Below are 19,498 nucleotides of genomic sequence, written 5' to 3' on the forward strand. Positions count from 1 at the left end.
AGGGAATGAGACAGGTGGCACCGCATCGGCTCTAGTCTCACGATCCACCGCAAGCAAAGGCAAACACTGTGTTGCCTCACGCATCCTCTGTTGGGCATCTCGGCATCTATGTCCTCAAGAAGGGATAACGTAACGATAGACTGTCGGCCCTAGATCCGGACTCGGACCATCAAAGTGGCTAGAGGGCCGATTGGAACAGCGCTTCTGGTGGTTACGTTCGGCGTGCCGGAGGGGCTGCGTGTCTACAGGGAACCTATCGCTGTGTGGACCTCACGCCCAAGGGCGCGAGGTCCACAAAATCAGGTCTTGTCTAGAGCTGGAATCGGATCCTGTTCTGCGTGGCGGCACCAGCACCCTTATGTGCAGTGATCTCAATCTCGACCTTGTATTCCGGCCCACCCAAGGGTCCGCAAGTGACAGTCGAGGCCGGATCGATGCCCTTGAACTTCTCACCGACGAAGGCCATCACCGAGGGAGCATCGGGCTGGTACTGAATGTGGACGTGCGACCGAACAACGTCTGCGAGAGTTGCACCAACCTGCTCAAGGGCCCGTTCGATATTGCTGAATGCCTGCCTAGCCTGCTCGATCGGGTCGTCCGACATCTCCCGCGTGGTCAGATTGCGACCGGCAGTGTTCGCCATGAAGATCCAGTCGTCGACCATGACGAGACGCGAATAACTCTCTTTGGTTTCATAGAGGCCGCCGGAATGGACCTTGGTGACTTCAACCACGTTCTTCTCCTTAGTTGAGTGGGCGTGCAGCGACCTTGCCGCTGAACTCTGTTGCCGCAACGCAGCTGCCTATCGAGCCGTCGTGCCGGTGGTGCTTGCCCGTTCGATCAGTTCGTAGTCGACGGTGCGGCTGCGCGGACGCGGCTTCCGGATGTCGAGGCTTTGAAGCAGCATGCGTGCCCCGCGTTCGCCTATCTTGCGACGCGGGATGCGGATGGTGGTCAATGGCGGCTCATAGGCTTCGCTGATCGCCACGTCGTCGAAGCCGGAGAATGCCATGTCCTGAGGCACAGCAATGCCTACGGCCCTAGCCGCCTGCATGGCGCCGATGGCAATCTCATCGCTGCCGCAAATGACGGCTGTCGGATGTTGTCCATCTGCAAGCATCTCCTGCATGCCCAGCCGGCCCCCTTCCAGATCGTAAGAAGGCGCGACGAATGTGCGGGCGAGGTCCGACAAGCCCACCTGCTGCATCACAGCCAGGTAGCTGTCGCGACGCGCCCTGAATACCGGACTTTCGAGCGGCCCTGCCAGGTGGGCAATCTTCTTGTGTCCCAAGGACACTATGTGTTCGGCGATGGTGCGGCCGGCCGCCAGATTGTCGATGCTGACGAAGGGGATGTCGTGACCTTCCACAGGGCGGGATACCGCGACAATCCTCCGATCAAAGTCCGCCATCTCAGTTACGACCGGCGGTACGCGGCCAGTGATTAGGATCAAACCGTCAACCGCGCCCGTCACCAGTTGGTTCGCGAGCACCTGCTCTCGTCCAGCATCGTACTGAGTGTTCCCCACGACCACATTCAGTCCCTCTTCGCGAACGGCATCCTCCACTCCCAGCACAACCTCGGCAAAGCTCGAACTGGCGATATTGGGAAGCATCACGAGGATAAGGCCCGTCCGCTGCGCCCGCAGCTGCCGCGCATTGTGATTGACAACATAGCCGGTCTCCGCGACGACCTTGCGGATGCGCTCCTTCGTCTCGGCAGTCACGCGAGGGGAATCCGCTAAGGCCCGGCTGATAGTCGACACGTCGACGCCGGCGATACGCGCGATGTCGGCCATTTTCAGCCGCTTACGCTCTTGTTGCTTTTTGTCACGCCCGCTCATTTAGCTCACCTGCCCGCTCGGAGTGCTTCGGTTCAGACACTCGCGATACAATGCCAGAGCAATCTTGGCACGTACTCGACATCATCGTGTCAATCCGCCGTCGGCACGGAGGGCATGGCGGGCGAGGCGGCGTTGCCGTTGAAGCTCGGGGTCCGGAACCGGAGCCGCCGCGAGCAGGGCTCGCGTGTAGGCTTCGGCGGGGTTGCTCAGGACGGTGCTGGTCGATCCCTGCTCCACCACTTTGCCGTCACGCAGGACAACCACCCGCTGCGACAACTGCTGCACCAGCGAAAGGTCGTGACTGATGAAGAGGCAGGCAAAGCCAAAGTCCCGCTGCAACTGCTTGAGCAGCCCGATGATGGTTGCCTGCACCGTGACGTCGAGCGCCGAGGTCGGCTCGTCCGCGATCATCAGGCTGGGTCGCATGGCGATCGCTCGCGCAATGCTCACACGTTGCCGCTGCCCACCCGACAGTTCGTGCGGAAAACGATGAATCCAGTCGCCGGGTAGATTCACCCGCTCCAGCAATTCGCGTCCCGTCGCGTCGAGCTTTCGAGGATCGTGCTCAACGCCGTTCCAGCGCAACGGGGAAGTGATGTTGCTGCCGATGGTGGCGCGCGGATTGAGCGACGATGCCGGGTCCTGGAACACGATCGATACATGGCGGCGCAGTTGCCGCATCGCCTGCCCGGACGCTCTCCTGACGTCCTTGCCGTTGACATCGAGTGTGGTGGCCGAAGCCGGCGCGAGGCCGATCACGGCACGGCCAATGGTCGATTTTCCCGAGCCCGACTCGCCGACGAGTCCCACGACCTCGCCCGCCCTGACGTCGAAGCTGACGCCACTAACGGCGAGAAAGCCACCGCCGAGCGCCGTCGCTCCGTAGCGGACCTGCAGATCCCTGACGTCGAGCACGGGCGCCGCCACCGTGTCGACGGCCGCAACGCTGAGCCTCTCGTGCATTCTCGGGACAGCGGCGAGCAGAGTTCGCGTGTAGTCTTTCGCGGGCGCGGCGAACAGTTCGGTAACCGGGGCGGCCTCGACCACATTGCCGTGCTGCATCACGACCACGCGGGACGCCATGTCGGCAACCACCCCCATATCGTGCGTGATGATCATGATCGACATGCCGAGCCGGGCCTGCAGCTCGCGCAGAAGGTCCAGAATCTCGGCCTGCACCGTCACGTCGAGCGCCGTCGTAGGCTCGTCGGCGATCAGGATCCTCGGCTCCGCGGCAATTGCCATGGCAATCATGGCGCGCTGGCGCTGACCGCCCGACAACTGGTGCGGATAGCGCGTGAACTTTTCCTCCGGCGCGGGCATATGCACCTGACGCAGCAGTTCGATGGCGCGTGCCCGCGCCTCTTGGCGTCCCATGCGGCGGTGCGCGCGGATGGCCGCTACAATCTGGTTGCCGACCGAATAGACCGGGTTGAGCGCCGTCATCGGCTCCTGGAAGATCATTCCAACGACGCCGCCACGAATCTGGCGCAGGCGCTGCGGCGATACCGCTAGCAGGTTTTCGCCATCGAGCAGCAGAGACCCCGAGACCCGCGCCTTAGGCGGCAACAGCCCCAGCACTGACATTGCCGTCACCGACTTACCGGAGCCCGATTCGCCGACGACGGCCAGCGTTTCGCCGGGATAGAGATCGATGTCGATGCCGTGCACGACTTCGGTCCAGCCATCGGCCGACGGAAACTCGACCTTGAGATTGCGGATCTGCAGTCCGGGCGCGACAACTGCTGAGGCGCCACCCATTTCTCTCGTATCCACTTTGATCGCGTTCATCGCCGGTCTCCTGCGGCGCGAACATCGAGCCAATATTGCAGGGCGTTGCCGAGGAGGCCGAAAGCCAGAACGGTCACCACCACCGCGATGCCGGGGATGACGATCAGCCAAGGGTCCTGCGAGACGAAACGCTGTCCTGACGCCACCATGCCGCCCCATGACGGCGTCGGCGGCACGATACCGATGCCGAGATAACTGAGGCCGGACTCGGTCAGGATGGCGACCGCCATCGTGATGGGGAACTGCACGATGATCGGTACGGCCACATTGGGCAGCACGACCTGGAACAGCCGCGTCGGCAGGTTGGCGCCGAAAGCCACGGCGGCCTGCACATATTCGACGCGCTTGACCGTCAGCGTCTGCCCATAGACAAGACGCGCGAAGGCCGGCGACAGCATCACGCCCAGGAGCACGATCAGGGTCAGCTGGCCGGGGCCGTAAATGGTGATGAAGAGCAGCGCGACGATGAAGGGAGGAAATGACTGGATCACATCGACGAGGCGCATCGAGACCATTTCGGCGACACCGCCCAGATAGCCGCCGAGCAGGCCCAGCGTCACCCCGATCACCATCGCAAGGCAGGTTGCTCCCAGAGCGACGAGGAGCTCGACGCGCGCGCCGTGGATGAGCCGCGCAAGGACATCGCGGCCAAGCTCGTCGGTGCCTAGCAGATAGCTGGGTGCACCGGGCGGCAACAGCATGTTGCCGATATCCTGCGCCACCGGGTCGGTGGAGATCAGCCAAGGGCCGAGTGCGGCCCCGAGCACCAGCGCCACCACAACGGCCAGCGCGACCAGTTCGACAGGGCCGAAGGCCCGACGCAGGCGGGAAGAGGTCAGCATGCTCATGCAGCCCTCGCACGCGGATCGAGCAGACCATAGACGACGTCGACGACGATGTTGGCGACGATGAAGACGACCGACACCAGGATCACGACGCCCTGCACGACTGGATAGTCGCGCGATTGCACGGCATCGATCAGCAATGTGCTGAGACCGGGATAGTTGAACACGCGCTCCACCACCACGGTGGCGCCGAACAGGCCGCTGATCTGGAGGCCGATCACGCTGACGACGGGCGTCAGTGCGTTGCGCAGCACATGTTTGCGATAGACTTGCCCGTCGGAAAGGCCGATAGCCCGCGCGGTCCGCACCCAGTCCTGCCCCATCGTCTCGACGACGGACGAGCGTGTCATGCGGGCAACGACCGCGAGGAAGGCGAGCGACAGCGCGATCGCGGGCAGGATCATTCCGGAAATGTGGGCGACCGGATTGCTCCACGGGCGCAGGCCGCCGGCCGGCAACCATCTCAGTTGCAGCGCAAAGATGGTGACCAGCGCCGCGCCGAGGACGAAGCCAGGCGTCGCGACGCCTAGACTGGTCACGGCAGCGACGAAGGTATCGGCCGCACCGCCGCGCCGCGCTGCCCATGATCCCATGGCGATGCCGATGGCGACGGCGAGGATCGAACTCAACGCAATGAGCTCGAGGGAATTGGGGAGCCGGCGAAGCACGAGCTCCATCACCGGTGTGTCGTTACGGAAGGACTGGCCGAGATCTCCGGCCAGAAAGCCGCCGACGAAGTTCAGGTATTGTACATGAAGCGGCTGATCGAGGCCGAGCGTGGCCCGCATGTTGGCGAGTTGCGCGGCGCTCGTGGTGCCGGTTTCGCCCCCGAGCAGCAACATGGCCGGGTCGCCGGGAACCGCCCGGATAGCAAGGAAGGTGATCGTCAGCACGACGAGGACCAGAAAAGCCCCTACCGCGATGCGCTTTGCAATCAGTGCCGCCATGTGAGGGTCTCCGTGAGAACCCGGCGGCATCGCGAAGGACGCCGCCGGAGATCAGACTTATTGCGCGAGATAGGCGTGCTCGAGCGTATAGGCCGAGTACGGGGCGACATTGTCGAGGGCGGCGAAGCCCTTGAGCCGGTCGGCGTAAGCATAACCGGCGTTGCGGGTGTTGAAAAAGGCAACCGGAACGTCAGTCTTGAGGATGGCGAGGGCCTCATCGAGCTTGGCCTTGCGGACGGCCGGATCGGCCGAACGGAACCCGTCCTCGAGCGCCTGGTTCAGGGTCGGATTGTCGTAACCGACGCTGCGGCTCATGCTCGGCGGACCGGACACGAGACTGGAGAGATAGCCGAGCGGATCGCTGACGGTCATGAAGGCGCCGTTCATGGTGATCTCGTAGTCGCCCTCGATGGTCCGCTGGTTGCGGGTCGCCACGTCGGGCGCATCGAGTTCGATATTGATGCCCACGGCCTTGAGATCGGCCTGCAGCGACAGGGCGATATCCTGGTAGAAATGGCCACCGATGGTCAGGAACTTGGCGCTGAAGCCGTCGGCAAGGCCGGCCTCGGCCAGCAGCGCCTTGGACTTCTCCGGATCATAGGTCCACAGGTTGGTGTCCTCCGTGCCGTTCAGCGGACCGTAGAGCGTACGGCCGTGACCGTAAAAGGCTGCCTTGATCGAGTTGTCGCGGTTGATGGCGTAGGCCACGGCCTCGCGCACCAGCGGATTGTCGAAGGGCTGCACGGCGACGTTGAACATCACATACTGGAAGTTCGCGCTGGCTTCGTCCATCACCAGCCCCGGCGTGCCGGCAATCTGGTCGAACGACTCCCACGGGACCACGTCGATGAAATCGACATCGCCGCTGTAGAGCGCGTTGAGGCGCGCCGTGGCGTCGGCATAGAGCGTGCCGTCGAGGCGGGTGAGATGGACATTGGCGGCGTCGTAGTAGTTGGGGTTCTTCTCGAAGGTCATCGAAATGCCCTTGTCCCAGTTCGTCAGCACGAAGGGACCCGCGCCGATCTGGGCGGAGGCGTTGGCATCCTGCATCGCCGCATCGGGTACGATGGCGGCGGCCGGATCGGCCAGATACTCGACAAAGGAGGCGTTCACCCGCTTGAGCTTGACCGTGAGGGTGCGCTCATCGGCGATCTCGATGGTGTCAATGTCCTTGAGGCCGGCATAGGCGTGCGAAGCCACATCGGGATTGGCCCAGTGCAGCAGCGACGACTTGACGTTCTCGGCGGTCAGCGGCGAGCCGTCGGAGAACTTGAGGCCTTCGCGGAGCTTTACCGTGAAGGTCTGCTGGTCGGCGGTGTCGATGCTCTCGGCGAGTGCATCGACCACCTTGCCCTCGGCGTTGAAGGCAGCAAGGCCGCGATGGATCAACGTGAAGGTGAAAAAGCCGGCGGCGCCAAGGTCGCCGAAGGCCGAGATGCGGGGCGGCTCGTAGGGCAAGCCGAGCCGCAAGACCTGCTCGGATGCCATATCGGCGGGCGCCTGGGCGAGGGCGGCGCCTGCGCCGGCCAGCAGCGAAACCCCGAAGATCAGGCTCGCCGCGACGTTTCGCAGTCGCGCCCTGCCCCTTTGCAACATACCCAATGCACTAGTAGTCATTGTTCTCTCCCTGTTCAGGCCCAGCCACGGGATCGTGGCGGGGCTATCCCCTGTGAACGTGATGAATCCGACGTCGCGCCGAAGGCCGACAGGGCCATGGCAACGGACGCTGCGCTGACGCGCGTCGGCTTGTATTCGAGCCCGATGAGACCGCGATATTGCCGGCCGATCGGCCCGGAGAGGGCAGCAGCCCAGTCGAGTTCGCCCGTGCCGGGCTCGTTGCGGCCCGGACAATCGGCGGCGTGGATGTGCCCGACGAGCGGCCAGCGTTCGCCGATGACATCGGGGAAGCCCTGCCCCATCACGGCCGAATGATAGCAATCATAGAGCAGGCGCACCGACGGCAAGCCGGTCGCGTCCACGAGATCGAGTCCGGCGGTCGTCGTGCACACGAGACCGCCGGGCCGCGTCACGCGGTCGTTGATCGGTTCGAGCAGAAGGACGAGGCCATCGTCCGCAGCGATACGTCCGGCGCGCGAGAGGGCCGCGACGACATTTGCGTGCTGCCGCTCGTCCGCGAGTTCGGGAACACGCGTTCCCGACTGAACGATCAGCGCAGCGGCGCCCAGCCGGAGCGCGGCGACACACGAGGCCTCGATGCCCTCGATGAAAGCGTCATGATCGGCATCGTTGCCGAGCTGCAGGGAGCCGACCGGCTCGGCGCAGATGGCCGCAATGGAGGTTCCGGTGTCCTTCGCGGCCGCGCCGAGAGTGTCCAGGTCGTGGCGGCGCCAGCCCCAGAACTCGACCGCATCGAGGCCGGCCGAGGCGGCCGAACGAATCCGCGCCGCATAGTCGGGGCCACTTTCGTGGAAAAGCCACTCTATGCAGGCGCTGAACCGCATGTTTACGCCTTGTCCCCGAGCCCGTAGGCGCCGGCCGCCATGGCGGAGGAAATGCGGGCCTCGCGGACATCCTCGGCGAGTTGCTCGCGATCGCGTTCGCCGGGAGAGCCATAGCCGCCGCCACCGGGGGTAACGATCCGGGCGGTGTCGCCCGGAACCATCCACGAAATGCCCGGCTCCTTGGACGGACGGCTGAATTCGAACGTGCTCTTTCCACCCTCAAGTCCACCCTCGAGCCCCCAGGGCGCCGATAGCTGGCGCGTGGTCTCGAAGCGGATGCGGCAGTTGCTCTCGGCGCGATAGACCCGACGCAACCCCATGCCGCCGCGGAACTTGCCCGCCCCACCGGAGTCGTCGACCAGCTCATAGCGGAGCAGCGTCAGCGGATACTCGCGCTCCAGCGCCTCGACCGGGAGGTTGGAGGTGTTGGTGAGATAGACATGCACGCCATCCATGCCGTCCTTTTCGGACCCGGCGCCATCGCCGCCACCGATCGATTCCGAGTAGATCCAGGTGGAACCGTCCGATGGGCGCGTGCCGATGAACTGGGCCGCGCCGCAGGCGCCGTTGCCCGCCGCCTTGATGCGCCCCGGCAGCGCCTGCGCCATGGCGCCATAGATGATATCGACGACGCGCTGGCATACGCCGAGTCGGCCATCCACGGCCGCGGGCAGCTGGCAATGAAGCACGGTGCCCTTCCGCGCCCGGATGGTGATCGGCCGGCCAAGGCCGGCATTGGGCGGCACCGTCGGATCGACCACGGTCTTGAGCGCGAACCAGACCGTGGCGACCAGCGCCGTCCAGGTGACGTTGTTGGGCCCCCGCATCTGCGCCGGGCTATCGAAGTCGAGCGCGACGGTATCGCCGGAGACCGTCACCGTGACCGAAAGCTTTATCGCCTCGGTCATCTCGGGATGATCGAACCAATCCTCGAAGCTGTAGCTGCCATCGGGAATCTGCGCGATGCCGGCGCGCATACGCTGCTCGGCATAGTCCTGCAGGGCGACGCCGGCGGCCACGACCTTGTCGACGCCATACTTGGTGCACAGCGCCTGCATGCGGCGAACGCCGAGGCGGTTGGCCGCCATCTGCGCCATCAGGTCGGACAGACGCTCGTCCGGCACCTGGCAGTTGAGCAGGATCAATTCGCGCACATCCGCCTGCAGCTCGCCGGCGCGATAGAGCCGGACGGGCGGGATGCGAAGGCCTTCCTGATAGATATGGGCGTGGCCGCGATCCTCGAAATCGGAATGGTGCGCGGTGTTGATGGCCCAGCCAATCAGTTCGTTCTCGAAGAAGATCGGTTCGGCGAGCACGATGTCCGGCAGGTGCGTGCCGCCCCCCTCGTAGGCGTCGTTGCCGATGAACACATCACCGGGGCGCAAGTCCGCGATGCTGTGTCGCTGGACGATGCGGGGGACGATGCCGATGAAGCTGCCTAGGTGGATGGGCGTGTGCGCGGCCTGGCACAATGTGTTGCCGTCGCGATCGAACAAGGCGCAGGAACAGTCCCGGCGCTCCTTGATGTTGGCCGAGTGGCTGGCGCGCACCAGCGCCTCGCCCATCTCGTCGGCAATCGAGGAAAAGGCGCTACCCAGCACCTCGACCGTGATCGGATCGAGACCGCTCGCGGACCTGATCGGGGTATGAGCGGTCATCGGGAGACATCCATGATGAGGTTGCGATAGGGATCCACACGGACTGAAGCGCCCGTCGGAACCACCGTGGTGGTGTCCATTTGCTCGACGATGGCGGGGCCAACGAAGCTATTGCCGGGTTTCAGCCGGTCGCGGTCGTACAGCGGGCAATCGAGGAAGCCGTCCGTTTCGTCCGACCAGATGCGGCGCGAGCCGACAATCGCGGCGGAGGCGTCGGTGCCGGCCTCGGGCTCGGCGGTCGGCTCGACCTTGTCGACGAGGCCGACGGCTTCGAGACGGAAGGTCACAAGCTCGATCGCCCCGCCGGAGGCGAAGCCATAGGCGCGGTCATGCGCATCGGCGAAGCTCTTTGCGATCACCGCCAGTGCAGCCGCGTCGAGCTTGCCTTCAGGCAGCGCCACCGCGATCTCGTGGTTCTGCCCGCGATAGCGCATGTCGACGGTGCGGCGGATCTGCCGGGCCGCTGGCGCGATGCCCTCGCCCTCAAACCAGGCCTGGGCGCGCGCCTCCAGCCCTTCGACGGTGACCGACGCGGCGGCGGCGGCGTCCGGCGCAAGCTGCATCAGGTTGGTGACCGAGAAATCGACCCTGAGATCGGTGTAGAGCAGGCCGGTCGCACACAGCGCTCCCGGCGTCAGCGGGATCAGGACCTGCGCCATGTCGAGCTCGCGCGCCAGACGCGCCGCATGCAGGGGGCCCGCGCCGCCGAAGGCAATGAGCGTGTAGTCACGCGGATCGTACCCGCGCTGCACGCTGATCACCCGGATGGCCTTGGCCATGTTGGCGATGACGACGGAGAGGATGCCCTCGGCCGTGCGCATCGCTGGCATGCCGAGCTTACCGGCGACGCCCTCGATCGCCTTGACCGCCAGGCCGTGCTCGATCGGCATGCGGCCGGCGAGCAGATGGGTCTGGTTGAGGTTGCCGAGCACCAAGTTGGCGTCGGTCACGGTGGGCTCGTAGTTGCCACGGCCATAGCAGGCCGGACCGGGATCGGCACCGGCGCTACGCGGCCCGACTTTGAGCAGCCCGCCGCTGTCGACATGCGCGATCGACCCTCCGCCCGCACCCACCGTATGGATATCGAGCATCGGCGCCTTGATCGGATAGCCTTCGACGATCGCCTCGTTGGTCAGGCGGCAGATGCCGTCGGTGATCAGCGCCGTGTCGGTGCTGGTGCCACCCATATCGAAGGTGATGAGGTTGTTCATGCCCGCCAGCCGGCCGATGGCCTGCGCGGCGACGACACCTGTGCTGGGGCCGGAAAGCACTGTCCGCACCGGATATTCCGCCGCAGCCTCCAGCCCGAGCACGCCACCGTTGGATTGGGTGATATGCGGAACCGCCCGGATGCCGAAGCCATCGAGCCGGTGCTTGAGCCGCTCGATGTAGCCATACATCACCGGCCCGAGATAGGCATTGACCACCGTGCTCGACATCCGCTCGTACTCGCGGAATTCCGGGGCCACGCCATGCGAGGTCGACACGAAGGCCTCGGGAAATTCTTCCTTGAATATCTCCCGCGCCCGCGCCTCGTGTTCGGAGTAGGCAAAGCCGTAGAGGAAGCAGATCGCGACTGCCTTGACGCCGGCTTCGCGGAATTCGCGCGCCGCCCGGCGGACGGCCTCCTCATCGAGCGGCGTCTCCACCCGGCCATCGTGCAGCATGCGTTCGGCGATGCCCAGACGGCGGTCGCGCGGCACCAGCGGCTCGGGCTTGTCGACATTCATGTCGTAAAGGTCCGGCCGCTTCTGCCGGCCGATCTCGAGCAGGTCGCGGAAACCATCGCTGGTCACCAGCGCAGTCGTGGCCCCGCGATGCTGGATCAGGGCATTGGTGCCCACCGTAGTGCCGTGGCCGAAATAGGCGACGTCGGCCGCCCTGCCTCCGACCTGCGCGAGCCCCTGCGCGATGGCCTCGGCAATTCCCTCGGATGGATCGCGCGGCGTCGAGGGCACCTTCCATATCTGAAGGCGGCCAGCCTGATCGTCGATGAGACAGATGTCGGTGAATGTGCCGCCAGAGTCGACACCAATACGCAGAGCCATGTCAGGCAAACCACCATAGAGCGAAAACCGGACGATCGGATCGGGCGCCCTCGAAGGAGAGCCCTGTTCCGGCCGATGAGATGAATGCGTGTGAATCTCGCACTGTCATCGATGATCCAATCGTTTGTATTCTGGTACAAACGATTGGATTTGGTGTCAAGGGCGTGCCGTTACCAGTTGGCGATGATGGCGCCTCCCTTGGCCGCCCCCTCAGTCTTCCGGCGGATGCCCCGCCGGAATGCGCATGGCAGAGCACCACCCCGGTCGAGGTCTGGAGTGGGCAAGATCATGACGCCTCCGCAGTCGTAGATGACGGCTGCAACTCGTGCAGATAGGCAACGGCCCGCTGCGCGTGCACAGCGGCCGAAAAGATCGCCCGCTTGTCGTCGGCGAGCACCTTCAGCCAGCTATCGAGGTAGCTGGCATGGTCGGCCCTGGGCTCGAGCTCCGGCACGATGCCGAGATCTGCACAGAGGAAGCAGCTTCCGAGCTCGGCCACGAGCTCCTCGCGCGCGCGTTCGCTACGATCCTTGCTGTAGCGGCTGAGGTCGCGGTTCACCCGATGCGACGCCGACGTCCAGTGCGTCGCCTCATGGCTGAGGGTCGCCACATAGGATGCCGCATCGAGGAACGTCTCGAAGGGCGGCATCTGGATGTGATCGGTCGCCGGCGAGAAATAGGCGCGGTCACCACCGTGCCGGATCACCGCGCCGGTATTGGCAAAAAAGCGGTCGGCATGTTCGATCCGCGCAGCCGGATCGCGGACGGGTTCCTGCTTCTGCCCATAGTAGTGGTCGGGCAGGCCGTCGATCTGCGCGATGTTGAAGACCGAATAGGCCTTGAGGAACGGAATCTCGCGGTCGAACTCTTCGCCGGCAGCATCTGTTTCGGTCCGGGTGAACCGGCTGCCAAAGACGACGGTAGAGCCCGTCTCGCCCCTGCGGACCGCGCCGCCGAGTTCGAGCGCCTGCTTGAAGGTCATCCACATCGGGTTGGCGAACCCGCGTGCGATTGCCTCGGACCACAGCAGCAGCACGTTCATGCCGCTATAGGGCAGCGCGTTGTGGCGCAGTGGCCGGGTCACGCGGCCAATGGCATGGCTCGAACGCCATGGCTGCATCCACGGACGGACCCCCTTTTCGAGATCGGCAACGATGCGATCGGTGATGCGCGCATGGATATCGATGCGCGGTGCTTGTCCTGCTTTCCTGCTCACTTTCATGAACCTCCATCCGGGAGGCCGCGCCGATCGCGGCCCCCGTCACGGGGTCCGCTGGGGCGGAGCAGGATGGCGGGCCGCGCACCCGGAAGGGCCGCAGCGAAGCGGAGGACGGCAGCGCCGTTGCGCGGACTGCCTGGCTCCGCCAGGACCGCGGGGTGGACGGGGCTGCGATCGGCTTCCCGAAAGACGAAGGCGGCGCAGAGCGCCGTCGTATGCGGTCGAGAAGAGGGGCGTTCAGCGGGCTGATCGGCCGCTGTTATGGGATCGACCGAGAGAGAGCTTTGCCGGATTCCCCCGTTCCGTGTACGTTCCTGGTCGAGAAACCGGACGGCACGCGGCCCATGACAACGAGCTTCACCTGGGACGACATCGCTGCAATCTATCTCAGCCAGCCATGGTGGGTTTGGCTGGTAGGCGCCGCTGCTGCCTGGTTCGGGACGAAATTGCTGATCGGCGCGATGCGAGCGTATCGCGAGCGAGCGGTGTCGGGCGGAAACTCATTCAAGCAGTGCGGGGTGGAAGTCGATTTCCGCACCGGCACGATCACGTTGCCTCGTGGAGGGCGCTTTCCCGTTGAGCGAGTGCGCGGGGAGGACTACGCGCGGTCGGGTACCTATCACGCCATCATCGAAGTCGATGACATGGTGAGGCCGATTCACCCCGTTGCATTCTCGACACCGGCAGGACCGGAGGCATTCGTTTCGAGCCTGCGGACGGCCATCGAAAGGGCCGGCGGACCGCAGTTCGCCCTGGCCGCGAACGAAAAGATGGAAATTGTGGAGCGAGACCTGAGCGATCCCGTCATGGCCGCGGTCGCGACACGCGTGGGGTCGCTGGGCCGGCGTGTCTCGTACCCGAAGGCAGACTGAGCGCAAGGCGGCTCGGCGGTTTGCCAGCGCCAACACGGTTCCGCAACGGTTGCCGAAGACGCTGGAACGGCCCTATCGGGCGTCGAGAGGCGGCACCGGGATGCCGCCCGCTCCAGGCGGAGAAGAGCCGGTTCAGTGAACCGACCGGCCGCCGCTGTAGGGATCGTATTCGAAGAGGATTTCGACGTCGGCATCGTCGAGCTCGTCGGCGGGCAGGATGCCAAATTCGTCGTCGACCTAGAACAGAACCACGGGGGCCATAAGAGTGCGGGCGAGGTGCCAGGCGGCCTTCTGGGCGAGGGTGAGATCGTGGGACATCTGAGGGCTCCATCTTGGAGCGGGCCAATTCCCGCTCGATGGCTCCGTCAGTGTGCGGGGGCGGTCGCGATCACCGCGTAGGCGAAGACAAGCGGCCGCAGCTTGCTAGCGGACCCCTTGCGGGTTGATCGTGGAAGATCCGCCGCCGCACCAGGAAAGCCATCGGGGGAAGAGCGGGATTGGTCGCGGGAAGGAGCCCATGTGTCGTTCGATCGCCCTGCCGTGGTGGTGCCGATTCACACCACGCGGGGATTCTCGACAGCGGCCTATGGCTAAAGCGTCGCGACGACCCAGGCGTGTCGATGGTGTTCGTAGACCTGCTGGTCTGGGCGTGGGAACTGGGGATCGGCGAAGCAGCCGAGCGCAACCGCCACCATCTCCGGCTTCCGCGACGGATACCAGAACGCCGTTGTTCCGCACTCGGGGCAGAAGTGGTGCGTGACCGGAAAGCCGCTGTCGCTGCCGCGGGTGTAGACGCGCGTGTCCCCTGAAATCCGAACCTGTGTGCGGACAAAGAACACGGCGACGCCGAAAGCTGACCCCGTGCGCCTCTGGCACTCGAGGCAATGGCACACCGAGACCTTTGCCGGTTGACCGCTGCAATGCAGTTGCACCTGTCCACACGCGCATCGGGCGGATCGAGAGATTGGCATCATCCGAACCATCATCGTCCTTCGCTGCCTCGATTTGCAATGGCATCACGCAGTTGAATGGGCGGGGCGCGGAGCCCCGCCCGCGGCACTCATCCGAGGGCCGCCATTTGCAGTTCGGCGGCCTTGCGGTCGACGGTCTGGCCGGGATTTTCGATGGGGCGCTCGAACGGCTTCCAGGCCTCGCCGACGACGTGCTCGTAGGCGGCCACGGCCCCTTCGGCAGCCATGCGCAGCGCGTGAGCCTGGAGCGCCATGTCGGCGGCGAACTCACGTTTGCGTTGCGCCGTGCTGTCAAATCCGACCGGGCCACCGACATCTTCGTCACGGTCGTCGCAGGCCGACTTGGCGGTCGCGTCACGGGCTTCCGAGACCGCCCGGCTGTAGAACTGACCGGCGCCGTACGCAGAAGCAACGAATGCCCCGACGATGCGCTGCATGTGGATCTGCATGGCTCGTTCTCCCAGTCCCTCGTCGAGGGTCGCGGCGGTGTCGACGATGAGCTTTTCGTGCAGGTCGCGGATGCCATCGCTGTCGAGGACCGGCAGGCCGAAGCTTTCGGAGATGAGGGAGCATTGCCCGGCATCGGGGCAGGCGAGCCGGACCATCTGCAGCGTGGTGGCCTTGCGGAGCGGGACGACCCGAGCACCGGAGCGAGGATTGGCAGCTTTCTTGGTCATGGCATGTCCTTTCTTTCTGGGTTCCCGAAGCTCGAACCGGCCCCGTGCCGGCCCTCCCTCGGGCGCGGACCGACAGAACCGGCGGAATGACGGGCGCTTCAGGGTCCGGGCGGACCGAGGCGAGCGTGGCAGGTGTGCGGCCAAGCAGGGCTTCTTTAGCCCTCGCGTAGGACGCGGGCCTGCCATGGCGAGCTAGGTGCGATCCGGCCGCCCCGCGGCGCGGCACGCGGCCTTGAAGCGACCGGCCGCCGGTTCAGGACCGCCTGAAACCCGAGGGAGGACCGGCACGGGCCTCGATCTCGACATGGGAACGGAAGGCCAGGTGATGATGACCAACTGCCAGTCCTCGCACGGAGCAGTTGCGCTGCCACCACCAGGACCACAGCGATGGTTCTACCCTGCCCCGATTCCGGGGAAGGTCACGGGCCAGGCCGGCCTGTCGCAACTTCACGGCGGCATCACTAGATCCGCTCATCCATCCCTGTCGCTTCGCCGTGACACTCGACAAACCTGGCGATCGCCCGCTCCTGCCGCGCCAGCTTGCGCGATAGGGCGTCGATTTCCGGCTGGCGCTCGGCGGTCAGGGCCGCAAGCTGGGCGCGATAGGTCGCAAGGAACACACTCGGGTCAGGCGCCTTGCCGCGGCGATAGTGGTTGCGTCGAGGGAGGAGGCCGGGGATCAGTGCGGTCATGCAACGGGTGATCTGCCGGTCGAGCAGCTCCAGTTGCCGCTGGGTTTGCCGGCGGGCTTCCTCCATGCGAGAAAGCTCGCGGCGCAGCTGAGGGGCAAGGGTCATGGTGACCCCCTGCCCTGCCAGCCGGCGAAACTCGACGGGCCGGCATAGATAGAGTGTCGGTCGGGGTCGATGACGAAGCCGAACCGGCCGATGTGGTACTCGTCCGTCGGAACGAGGAAGCGCCGCTCCAAGATGCCGGCGTCGCGCTTGCCGCCGGGTGTCGCGATGCACTCGACAAAGCCCTTCTGCTGGTCGGACGTGATCGCTGAAACGACGATCCAGTCTGCCGCGTGCTCGGTCTCGAAGGTCCGCTGGTCCTTGGTGCGGGATTCACCTGGACCGAGAATGGTCCCGAAGATCGCCTCCCACGCGTCCGGCCAGGAGTCCTTGATGGTGCGCTCGGCATGGCGGCGCTCGAGCGAAGTGAAGAGGTGCGGGAAGGTGATGGCGACGATGGCCCAGCACTCATCCTCTTCGTAACATCCGCCGGCAGCGCGCAGCATTGGATGCACCTTGCGGTTCCGCTCCGCCGACAGCTTGAAGCCCCCATGCCCCGCGGTCGAGTGCGCGGTGACACCTTCGGCATAGACCGTGCCACCATGTGACGATCCCCAGGGCGTATGCGCGCCACCGGGAATCTCGCGGCGGGCGAGCTGGCGCCGCTCCTCCTGGTGCTGGGCTTGCTCCATCACTTTCGTGCGAAAAGCCGCCTCGTCGTCGATTTCACCGCCATGGCCCTGGAAGTCGGCACGGGTCCATTCCCCCATCGGCTTGGCCATGGGCCAGCCGCTGGCCAAATAGTGTTTTCCCTCACCACCGGGCGCCATGGCGTAGGCATTCTCGCCCACAAGGCCGACGAGCATGCCGTCCGCGCTGCTGCCGAAGCTTGCTGCGCCCAAAGCTGCAGGGGAGGTTTGAAGAAGCTGGTTCATGCCGCGGTGCTCCCCTCGACGGCAACGGCGGCCGCGTCATCGGCAGTGACGTCTTCCAGAACGGCATTCGGATAGCCGTGCTCCGACAGCCACTGCTCGGCGGCCGCGCGGTGCGGCGCCAGGTGTACGAGCTCGGCATTGTCGCCGGCCCGGTCGAAGACGCGCACCGATCCGACCGTCGGCCGCTCAATGACAGTGAATCGCAGCGTCGAGCCCAACGAGAAGGTCCGGTGGACGCGGATGGCGATAACGCCACCGGCGCCATAGTCGGCCTCGTGAAGGGTGAAGCTGGCATGGGGGTCGAGCGTGCCGATATCCCGGACACCCTGTTTGCGGATGAGGCGACCCTGGCTGCTGTTTGTCTTCCAGGCGTCGAGTTTCCTGCGATGCCGCTCCGGCGGCCGTAGATTGCCGTCGCTCCAGGCGACGATGGCGCCGAGGGGCGCGTGCTCGAAAATCGTGTCAGCGGACATGCTGTCCTCCAGATGCTGAGGGTGGAAACGAAACCGCCGCCGGGCGAACCCGGCGGCGGCAGAGCGCTCGAAAGTGAGGTGCGACTTACTCGGCGGCCTCGCGATAACCCTCCGAGAGTTCGTCTTCGTCGACGAAGTCGTGGGCCGATTCCACCGGCACATCGCCGTCGAGCTCGTCCTGCTCGGCAGGCGTGCCGTCGTCCTCGTCTTCCGGAACGGCGTTCTTGCCGAGCCATTCGGTGAGGCTGTCGGCATCCGGAGCGAACAGCGCCGACGGATGGACGAAATGGCCCTCCTTGAAGTGCTCGACCAGCGCGGCGCGGGTGTCCTTGACGCGTGCACGGGGCAGCACCGGCGTGTCGACGCACGAGCCTTCAAGCGCCGGACGGGACAGGCACGAGAGGAAGTCCTCCGTGCCCATATTGGCGAGGAAGCTGTCGGCGCCGATCGCCGCACCGGCAACGAGCGCCACGATGCCCGACTTGCTCATGCCCTCGCGGCAGGAGAGCACGTCGATCAGCGCACCGCGCGCGGCAATGCGCAGCGTGTCGGTGTCGAAAGCGAACCTGCCCTCGGCATCGAACAGCATGGCAGCATGACGGGGCATACGGCGCCCATAGCCATGATCGCCGCCGGCACCGGAATCGACCCGCACATTCTGGCCGGCGTAAGCGAGAACGAGCAGCGCCAGCAGCGTCTCGTCCTCGAGCGGCGCCCGCGAAAGCGCTTCGTGCAGCGCGTCGGTACGCAGGTCACCGATCATCTCGACGCCCTTGCGGGTGACGGCCGGACGGGACTTGGAGACGACAATCGCCTCGTCTTCACCACCGTCAGCTGCCGAGCCCTTGGCCTTCTTCTTGGCCTCCGGCATGCGGAAGTGGACCGTCTTCACCTTACCCTCGCGATCGAGATACATCGCGGTGTGGTCGGACTTCTTGGGCGTGCCATAGACACGCTCGGCCTTGGGCGGCAGCTTCACCTCGCCATAATTGCTGACCTCGGCGATGACGCCCTTCTTGGGCAGGTTCTGGGTCATCCACTCCTGCTGGGCGCCGAGGAAGGCGTCGGCATCGGTGGTGTAGCGGCTGTCCTGGTCGGCCGGTGCGAAGAGGTCCTCGGCCCAGGCGATGCCATAGGCCTGAGCGAGGTCGTCGCCAAAGCTGGCATCGCGCGCATACATGCGTGTCTTGGCCAGACCCTGCGCGACGCGCCACCAATCGACCTGCGGGTCCCCCTTGGTCGGCCTGTGCGCCTTCCAGACCTCCTTCTGCTCATCGAGCGAGGCGCCGGCGATTGTGCGCAGCTGCCGCTCGTCGGGCATGTCGCCCTTGGCCATGTGATCGAGCATGGCCGGCAGCACATTGGCCAGCAGGCGCAGCTTCTTGATCTGGCGCACCGGCTGTGCGAGCGCGATACCGATCGCCTCCTCGGTCCAGCCCAGAGCGACGAGGCGTTCGATGGCGCGCCACTGGTCGACTGGGTTGAGATTTTCGCGCGCGGTGTTCTCGATCATCGAGCGCATGGCGCCGCCATCGGCCGAGGCCTCGTCGACGATGATGGCGATTTCTTCGAGACCGGCGGCGATCGCCTGCTTCACGCGGCGATGACCATGCTGGATGACAAAGCCATTGCCGCCGTCGGTCTGCGGCACCACGACCGGCGGCTGCACGATGCCGACTCCGCGGATGGTGGCCAGCAGCAGTGCGTCGGACTGCGGGCTGGATTTGGTCCGCCGCGCCTTGTCGGGATTATCGACGAGCGCACGCGGATCGATCAGCTTGATTTCCATGGAGATGCTCCTTTGAGGATTGCGGACGTGGCCCTTCGCCGGTCCTTTCTCGTCTTCCTTCCGAAGACCCCCTCCGGCCCGCGGAGCGGGCGGGCCGGTGCAATTGCGGCCGAGCATCCCTGCCCGGCTGGCCAAGCGGGGCTTCTTCAGCCCTGCGCAGGATGACGGGCCGGGATCGCGACGGGCGCGATTGAGCGCCAGCGTCGGCGGACCGCCCGATCTGCGAACGGTCCT

At 65.4% G+C, this 19,498-nt stretch carries 17 protein-coding genes; 1 reads left to right on the forward strand and 16 read right to left on the reverse strand.

All coding sequences use genetic code 11. The annotated features are described in order from the left end of the window. Positions 1-310: 310 nt before the first annotated feature. The 10 genes from ACE3TU_RS00005 to ACE3TU_RS00050 all read right to left on the reverse strand — a co-directional run bounded on the left by ACE3TU_RS00005 (position 311) and on the right by ACE3TU_RS00050 (position 12,816). Positions 311-733, reverse strand: coding sequence for a Rid family hydrolase (locus tag ACE3TU_RS00005; RefSeq protein WP_374618539.1), 423 nt, complete (start codon positions 731-733; stop codon positions 311-313). 69 nt (positions 734-802) lie between these two features. Beyond that, positions 803-1,843 carry a LacI family DNA-binding transcriptional regulator gene (locus tag ACE3TU_RS00010; protein WP_374618542.1) on the reverse strand — a complete coding sequence of 347 codons (1,041 nt, stop codon included), beginning with the start codon at positions 1,841-1,843 and terminating at the stop codon, positions 803-805. A gap of 81 nt (positions 1,844-1,924) precedes the next feature. After that, positions 1,925-3,634, reverse strand: coding sequence for an ABC transporter ATP-binding protein (locus tag ACE3TU_RS00015; RefSeq protein ID WP_374618545.1), 1,710 nt, complete (start codon positions 3,632-3,634; stop codon positions 1,925-1,927). Then, a complete protein-coding gene (locus ACE3TU_RS00020) occupies positions 3,631-4,482 on the reverse strand; it encodes an ABC transporter permease (RefSeq protein ID WP_374618548.1) in 852 nt (283 codons plus the stop codon). Before ACE3TU_RS00020 ends, ACE3TU_RS00015 begins: the two co-directional genes overlap by 4 nt. After that, the gene (locus ACE3TU_RS00025) at positions 4,479-5,426 is read right to left on the reverse strand and encodes an ABC transporter permease (RefSeq protein WP_374618550.1); all 948 of its coding nucleotides are present in this window, start codon (positions 5,424-5,426) and stop codon (positions 4,479-4,481) included. The genes ACE3TU_RS00020 and ACE3TU_RS00025 overlap by 4 nt, the downstream gene beginning before the upstream one ends. Positions 5,427-5,483: 57 nt before the next feature. Next, complete coding sequence (locus tag ACE3TU_RS00030) at positions 5,484-7,043, reverse strand: ABC transporter substrate-binding protein (protein ID WP_374618553.1); 1,560 nt, start codon at positions 7,041-7,043, stop codon at positions 5,484-5,486. A gap of 14 nt (positions 7,044-7,057) precedes the next feature. Then, the gene (locus ACE3TU_RS00035) at positions 7,058-7,888 is read right to left on the reverse strand and encodes a TIM barrel protein (RefSeq protein WP_374618555.1); all 831 of its coding nucleotides are present in this window, start codon (positions 7,886-7,888) and stop codon (positions 7,058-7,060) included. A gap of 2 nt (positions 7,889-7,890) precedes the next feature. Beyond that, entirely contained in the window at positions 7,891-9,546 is a 1,656-nt protein-coding gene (locus ACE3TU_RS00040) for a hydantoinase B/oxoprolinase family protein (RefSeq protein ID WP_374618558.1), read from the reverse strand. Next, on the reverse strand, positions 9,543-11,594 hold the full coding sequence (locus tag ACE3TU_RS00045) for a hydantoinase/oxoprolinase family protein (protein ID WP_374618561.1): 2,052 nt from the start codon (positions 11,592-11,594) through the stop codon (positions 9,543-9,545). The genes ACE3TU_RS00040 and ACE3TU_RS00045 overlap by 4 nt, the downstream gene beginning before the upstream one ends. A 286-nt stretch (positions 11,595-11,880) precedes the next feature. Further along, positions 11,881-12,816: an ArdC family protein gene (locus tag ACE3TU_RS00050; RefSeq protein WP_374618564.1), complete on the reverse strand. Its 936-nt coding sequence runs from the start codon at positions 12,814-12,816 to the stop codon at positions 11,881-11,883. Positions 12,817-13,157: 341 nt separating this feature from the next. Here ACE3TU_RS00050 and ACE3TU_RS00055 point away from each other — a divergent pair, with 341 nt between their 5' ends. After that, entirely contained in the window at positions 13,158-13,685 is a 528-nt protein-coding gene (locus tag ACE3TU_RS00055; protein WP_374618566.1) for a hypothetical protein, read from the forward strand. Between the two features lie 590 nt (positions 13,686-14,275). On the opposite strand, the gene ACE3TU_RS00060 is transcribed toward ACE3TU_RS00055, so the two are convergent. The 6 genes from ACE3TU_RS00060 to ACE3TU_RS00085 all read right to left on the reverse strand — a co-directional run bounded on the left by ACE3TU_RS00060 (position 14,276) and on the right by ACE3TU_RS00085 (position 19,264). After that, on the reverse strand, positions 14,276-14,671 hold the full coding sequence (locus ACE3TU_RS00060; RefSeq protein WP_374618569.1) for a GFA family protein: 396 nt from the start codon (positions 14,669-14,671) through the stop codon (positions 14,276-14,278). 74 nt (positions 14,672-14,745) lie between these two features. After that, a complete protein-coding gene (locus tag ACE3TU_RS00065; RefSeq protein ID WP_374618572.1) occupies positions 14,746-15,333 on the reverse strand; it encodes a hypothetical protein in 588 nt (195 codons plus the stop codon). Positions 15,334-15,794: 461 nt separating this feature from the next. Next, the gene (locus ACE3TU_RS00070) at positions 15,795-16,130 is read right to left on the reverse strand and encodes a hypothetical protein (RefSeq protein ID WP_374618574.1); all 336 of its coding nucleotides are present in this window, start codon (positions 16,128-16,130) and stop codon (positions 15,795-15,797) included. Beyond that, on the reverse strand, positions 16,127-17,002 hold the full coding sequence (locus ACE3TU_RS00075) for a hypothetical protein (RefSeq protein WP_374618577.1): 876 nt from the start codon (positions 17,000-17,002) through the stop codon (positions 16,127-16,129). The genes ACE3TU_RS00070 and ACE3TU_RS00075 overlap by 4 nt, the downstream gene beginning before the upstream one ends. Beyond that, a complete protein-coding gene (locus ACE3TU_RS00080; protein ID WP_374618580.1) occupies positions 16,999-17,475 on the reverse strand; it encodes a hypothetical protein in 477 nt (158 codons plus the stop codon). The genes ACE3TU_RS00075 and ACE3TU_RS00080 overlap by 4 nt, the downstream gene beginning before the upstream one ends. A gap of 85 nt (positions 17,476-17,560) precedes the next feature. Next, complete coding sequence (locus ACE3TU_RS00085; protein ID WP_374618583.1) at positions 17,561-19,264, reverse strand: ParB N-terminal domain-containing protein; 1,704 nt, start codon at positions 19,262-19,264, stop codon at positions 17,561-17,563. Between the last annotated feature and the right edge of the window lie 234 nt (positions 19,265-19,498).

Origin of the sequence: Devosia sp. (genome assembly GCF_041917035.1) — a bacterium.
Classification (GTDB): domain Bacteria; phylum Pseudomonadota; class Alphaproteobacteria; order Rhizobiales; family Devosiaceae; genus Devosia_A.

Bases quoted from the DNA above. Each gene is read 5' to 3' on its own strand.
- ACE3TU_RS00050 (WP_374618564.1), bottom strand. From the start codon at position 12,816: ATGAAAGTGAGCAGGAAAGCAGGACAAGCACCGCGCATCGATATCCAT.
- ACE3TU_RS00020 (WP_374618548.1), bottom strand. From the start codon at position 4,482: ATGAGCATGCTGACCTCTTCCCGCCTGCGTCGGGCCTTCGGCCCTGTC.
- ACE3TU_RS00085 (WP_374618583.1), bottom strand. From the start codon at position 19,264: ATGGAAATCAAGCTGATCGATCCGCGTGCGCTCGTCGATAATCCCGAC.
- ACE3TU_RS00040 (WP_374618558.1), bottom strand. From the start codon at position 9,546: ATGACCGCTCATACCCCGATCAGGTCCGCGAGCGGTCTCGATCCGATC.
- ACE3TU_RS00035 (WP_374618555.1), bottom strand. From the start codon at position 7,888: ATGCGGTTCAGCGCCTGCATAGAGTGGCTTTTCCACGAAAGTGGCCCC.
- ACE3TU_RS00080 (WP_374618580.1), bottom strand. From the start codon at position 17,475: ATGTCCGCTGACACGATTTTCGAGCACGCGCCCCTCGGCGCCATCGTC.
- ACE3TU_RS00055 (WP_374618566.1), top strand. From the start codon at position 13,158: ATGACAACGAGCTTCACCTGGGACGACATCGCTGCAATCTATCTCAGC.
- ACE3TU_RS00045 (WP_374618561.1), bottom strand. From the start codon at position 11,594: ATGGCTCTGCGTATTGGTGTCGACTCTGGCGGCACATTCACCGACATC.
- ACE3TU_RS00060 (WP_374618569.1), bottom strand. From the start codon at position 14,671: ATGATGGTTCGGATGATGCCAATCTCTCGATCCGCCCGATGCGCGTGT.
- ACE3TU_RS00075 (WP_374618577.1), bottom strand. From the start codon at position 17,002: ATGAACCAGCTTCTTCAAACCTCCCCTGCAGCTTTGGGCGCAGCAAGC.
- ACE3TU_RS00030 (WP_374618553.1), bottom strand. From the start codon at position 7,043: ATGACTACTAGTGCATTGGGTATGTTGCAAAGGGGCAGGGCGCGACTG.
- ACE3TU_RS00015 (WP_374618545.1), bottom strand. From the start codon at position 3,634: ATGAACGCGATCAAAGTGGATACGAGAGAAATGGGTGGCGCCTCAGCA.
- ACE3TU_RS00070 (WP_374618574.1), bottom strand. From the start codon at position 16,130: ATGACCCTTGCCCCTCAGCTGCGCCGCGAGCTTTCTCGCATGGAGGAA.
- ACE3TU_RS00025 (WP_374618550.1), bottom strand. From the start codon at position 5,426: ATGGCGGCACTGATTGCAAAGCGCATCGCGGTAGGGGCTTTTCTGGTC.
- ACE3TU_RS00065 (WP_374618572.1), bottom strand. From the start codon at position 15,333: ATGACCAAGAAAGCTGCCAATCCTCGCTCCGGTGCTCGGGTCGTCCCG.
- ACE3TU_RS00010 (WP_374618542.1), bottom strand. From the start codon at position 1,843: ATGAGCGGGCGTGACAAAAAGCAACAAGAGCGTAAGCGGCTGAAAATG.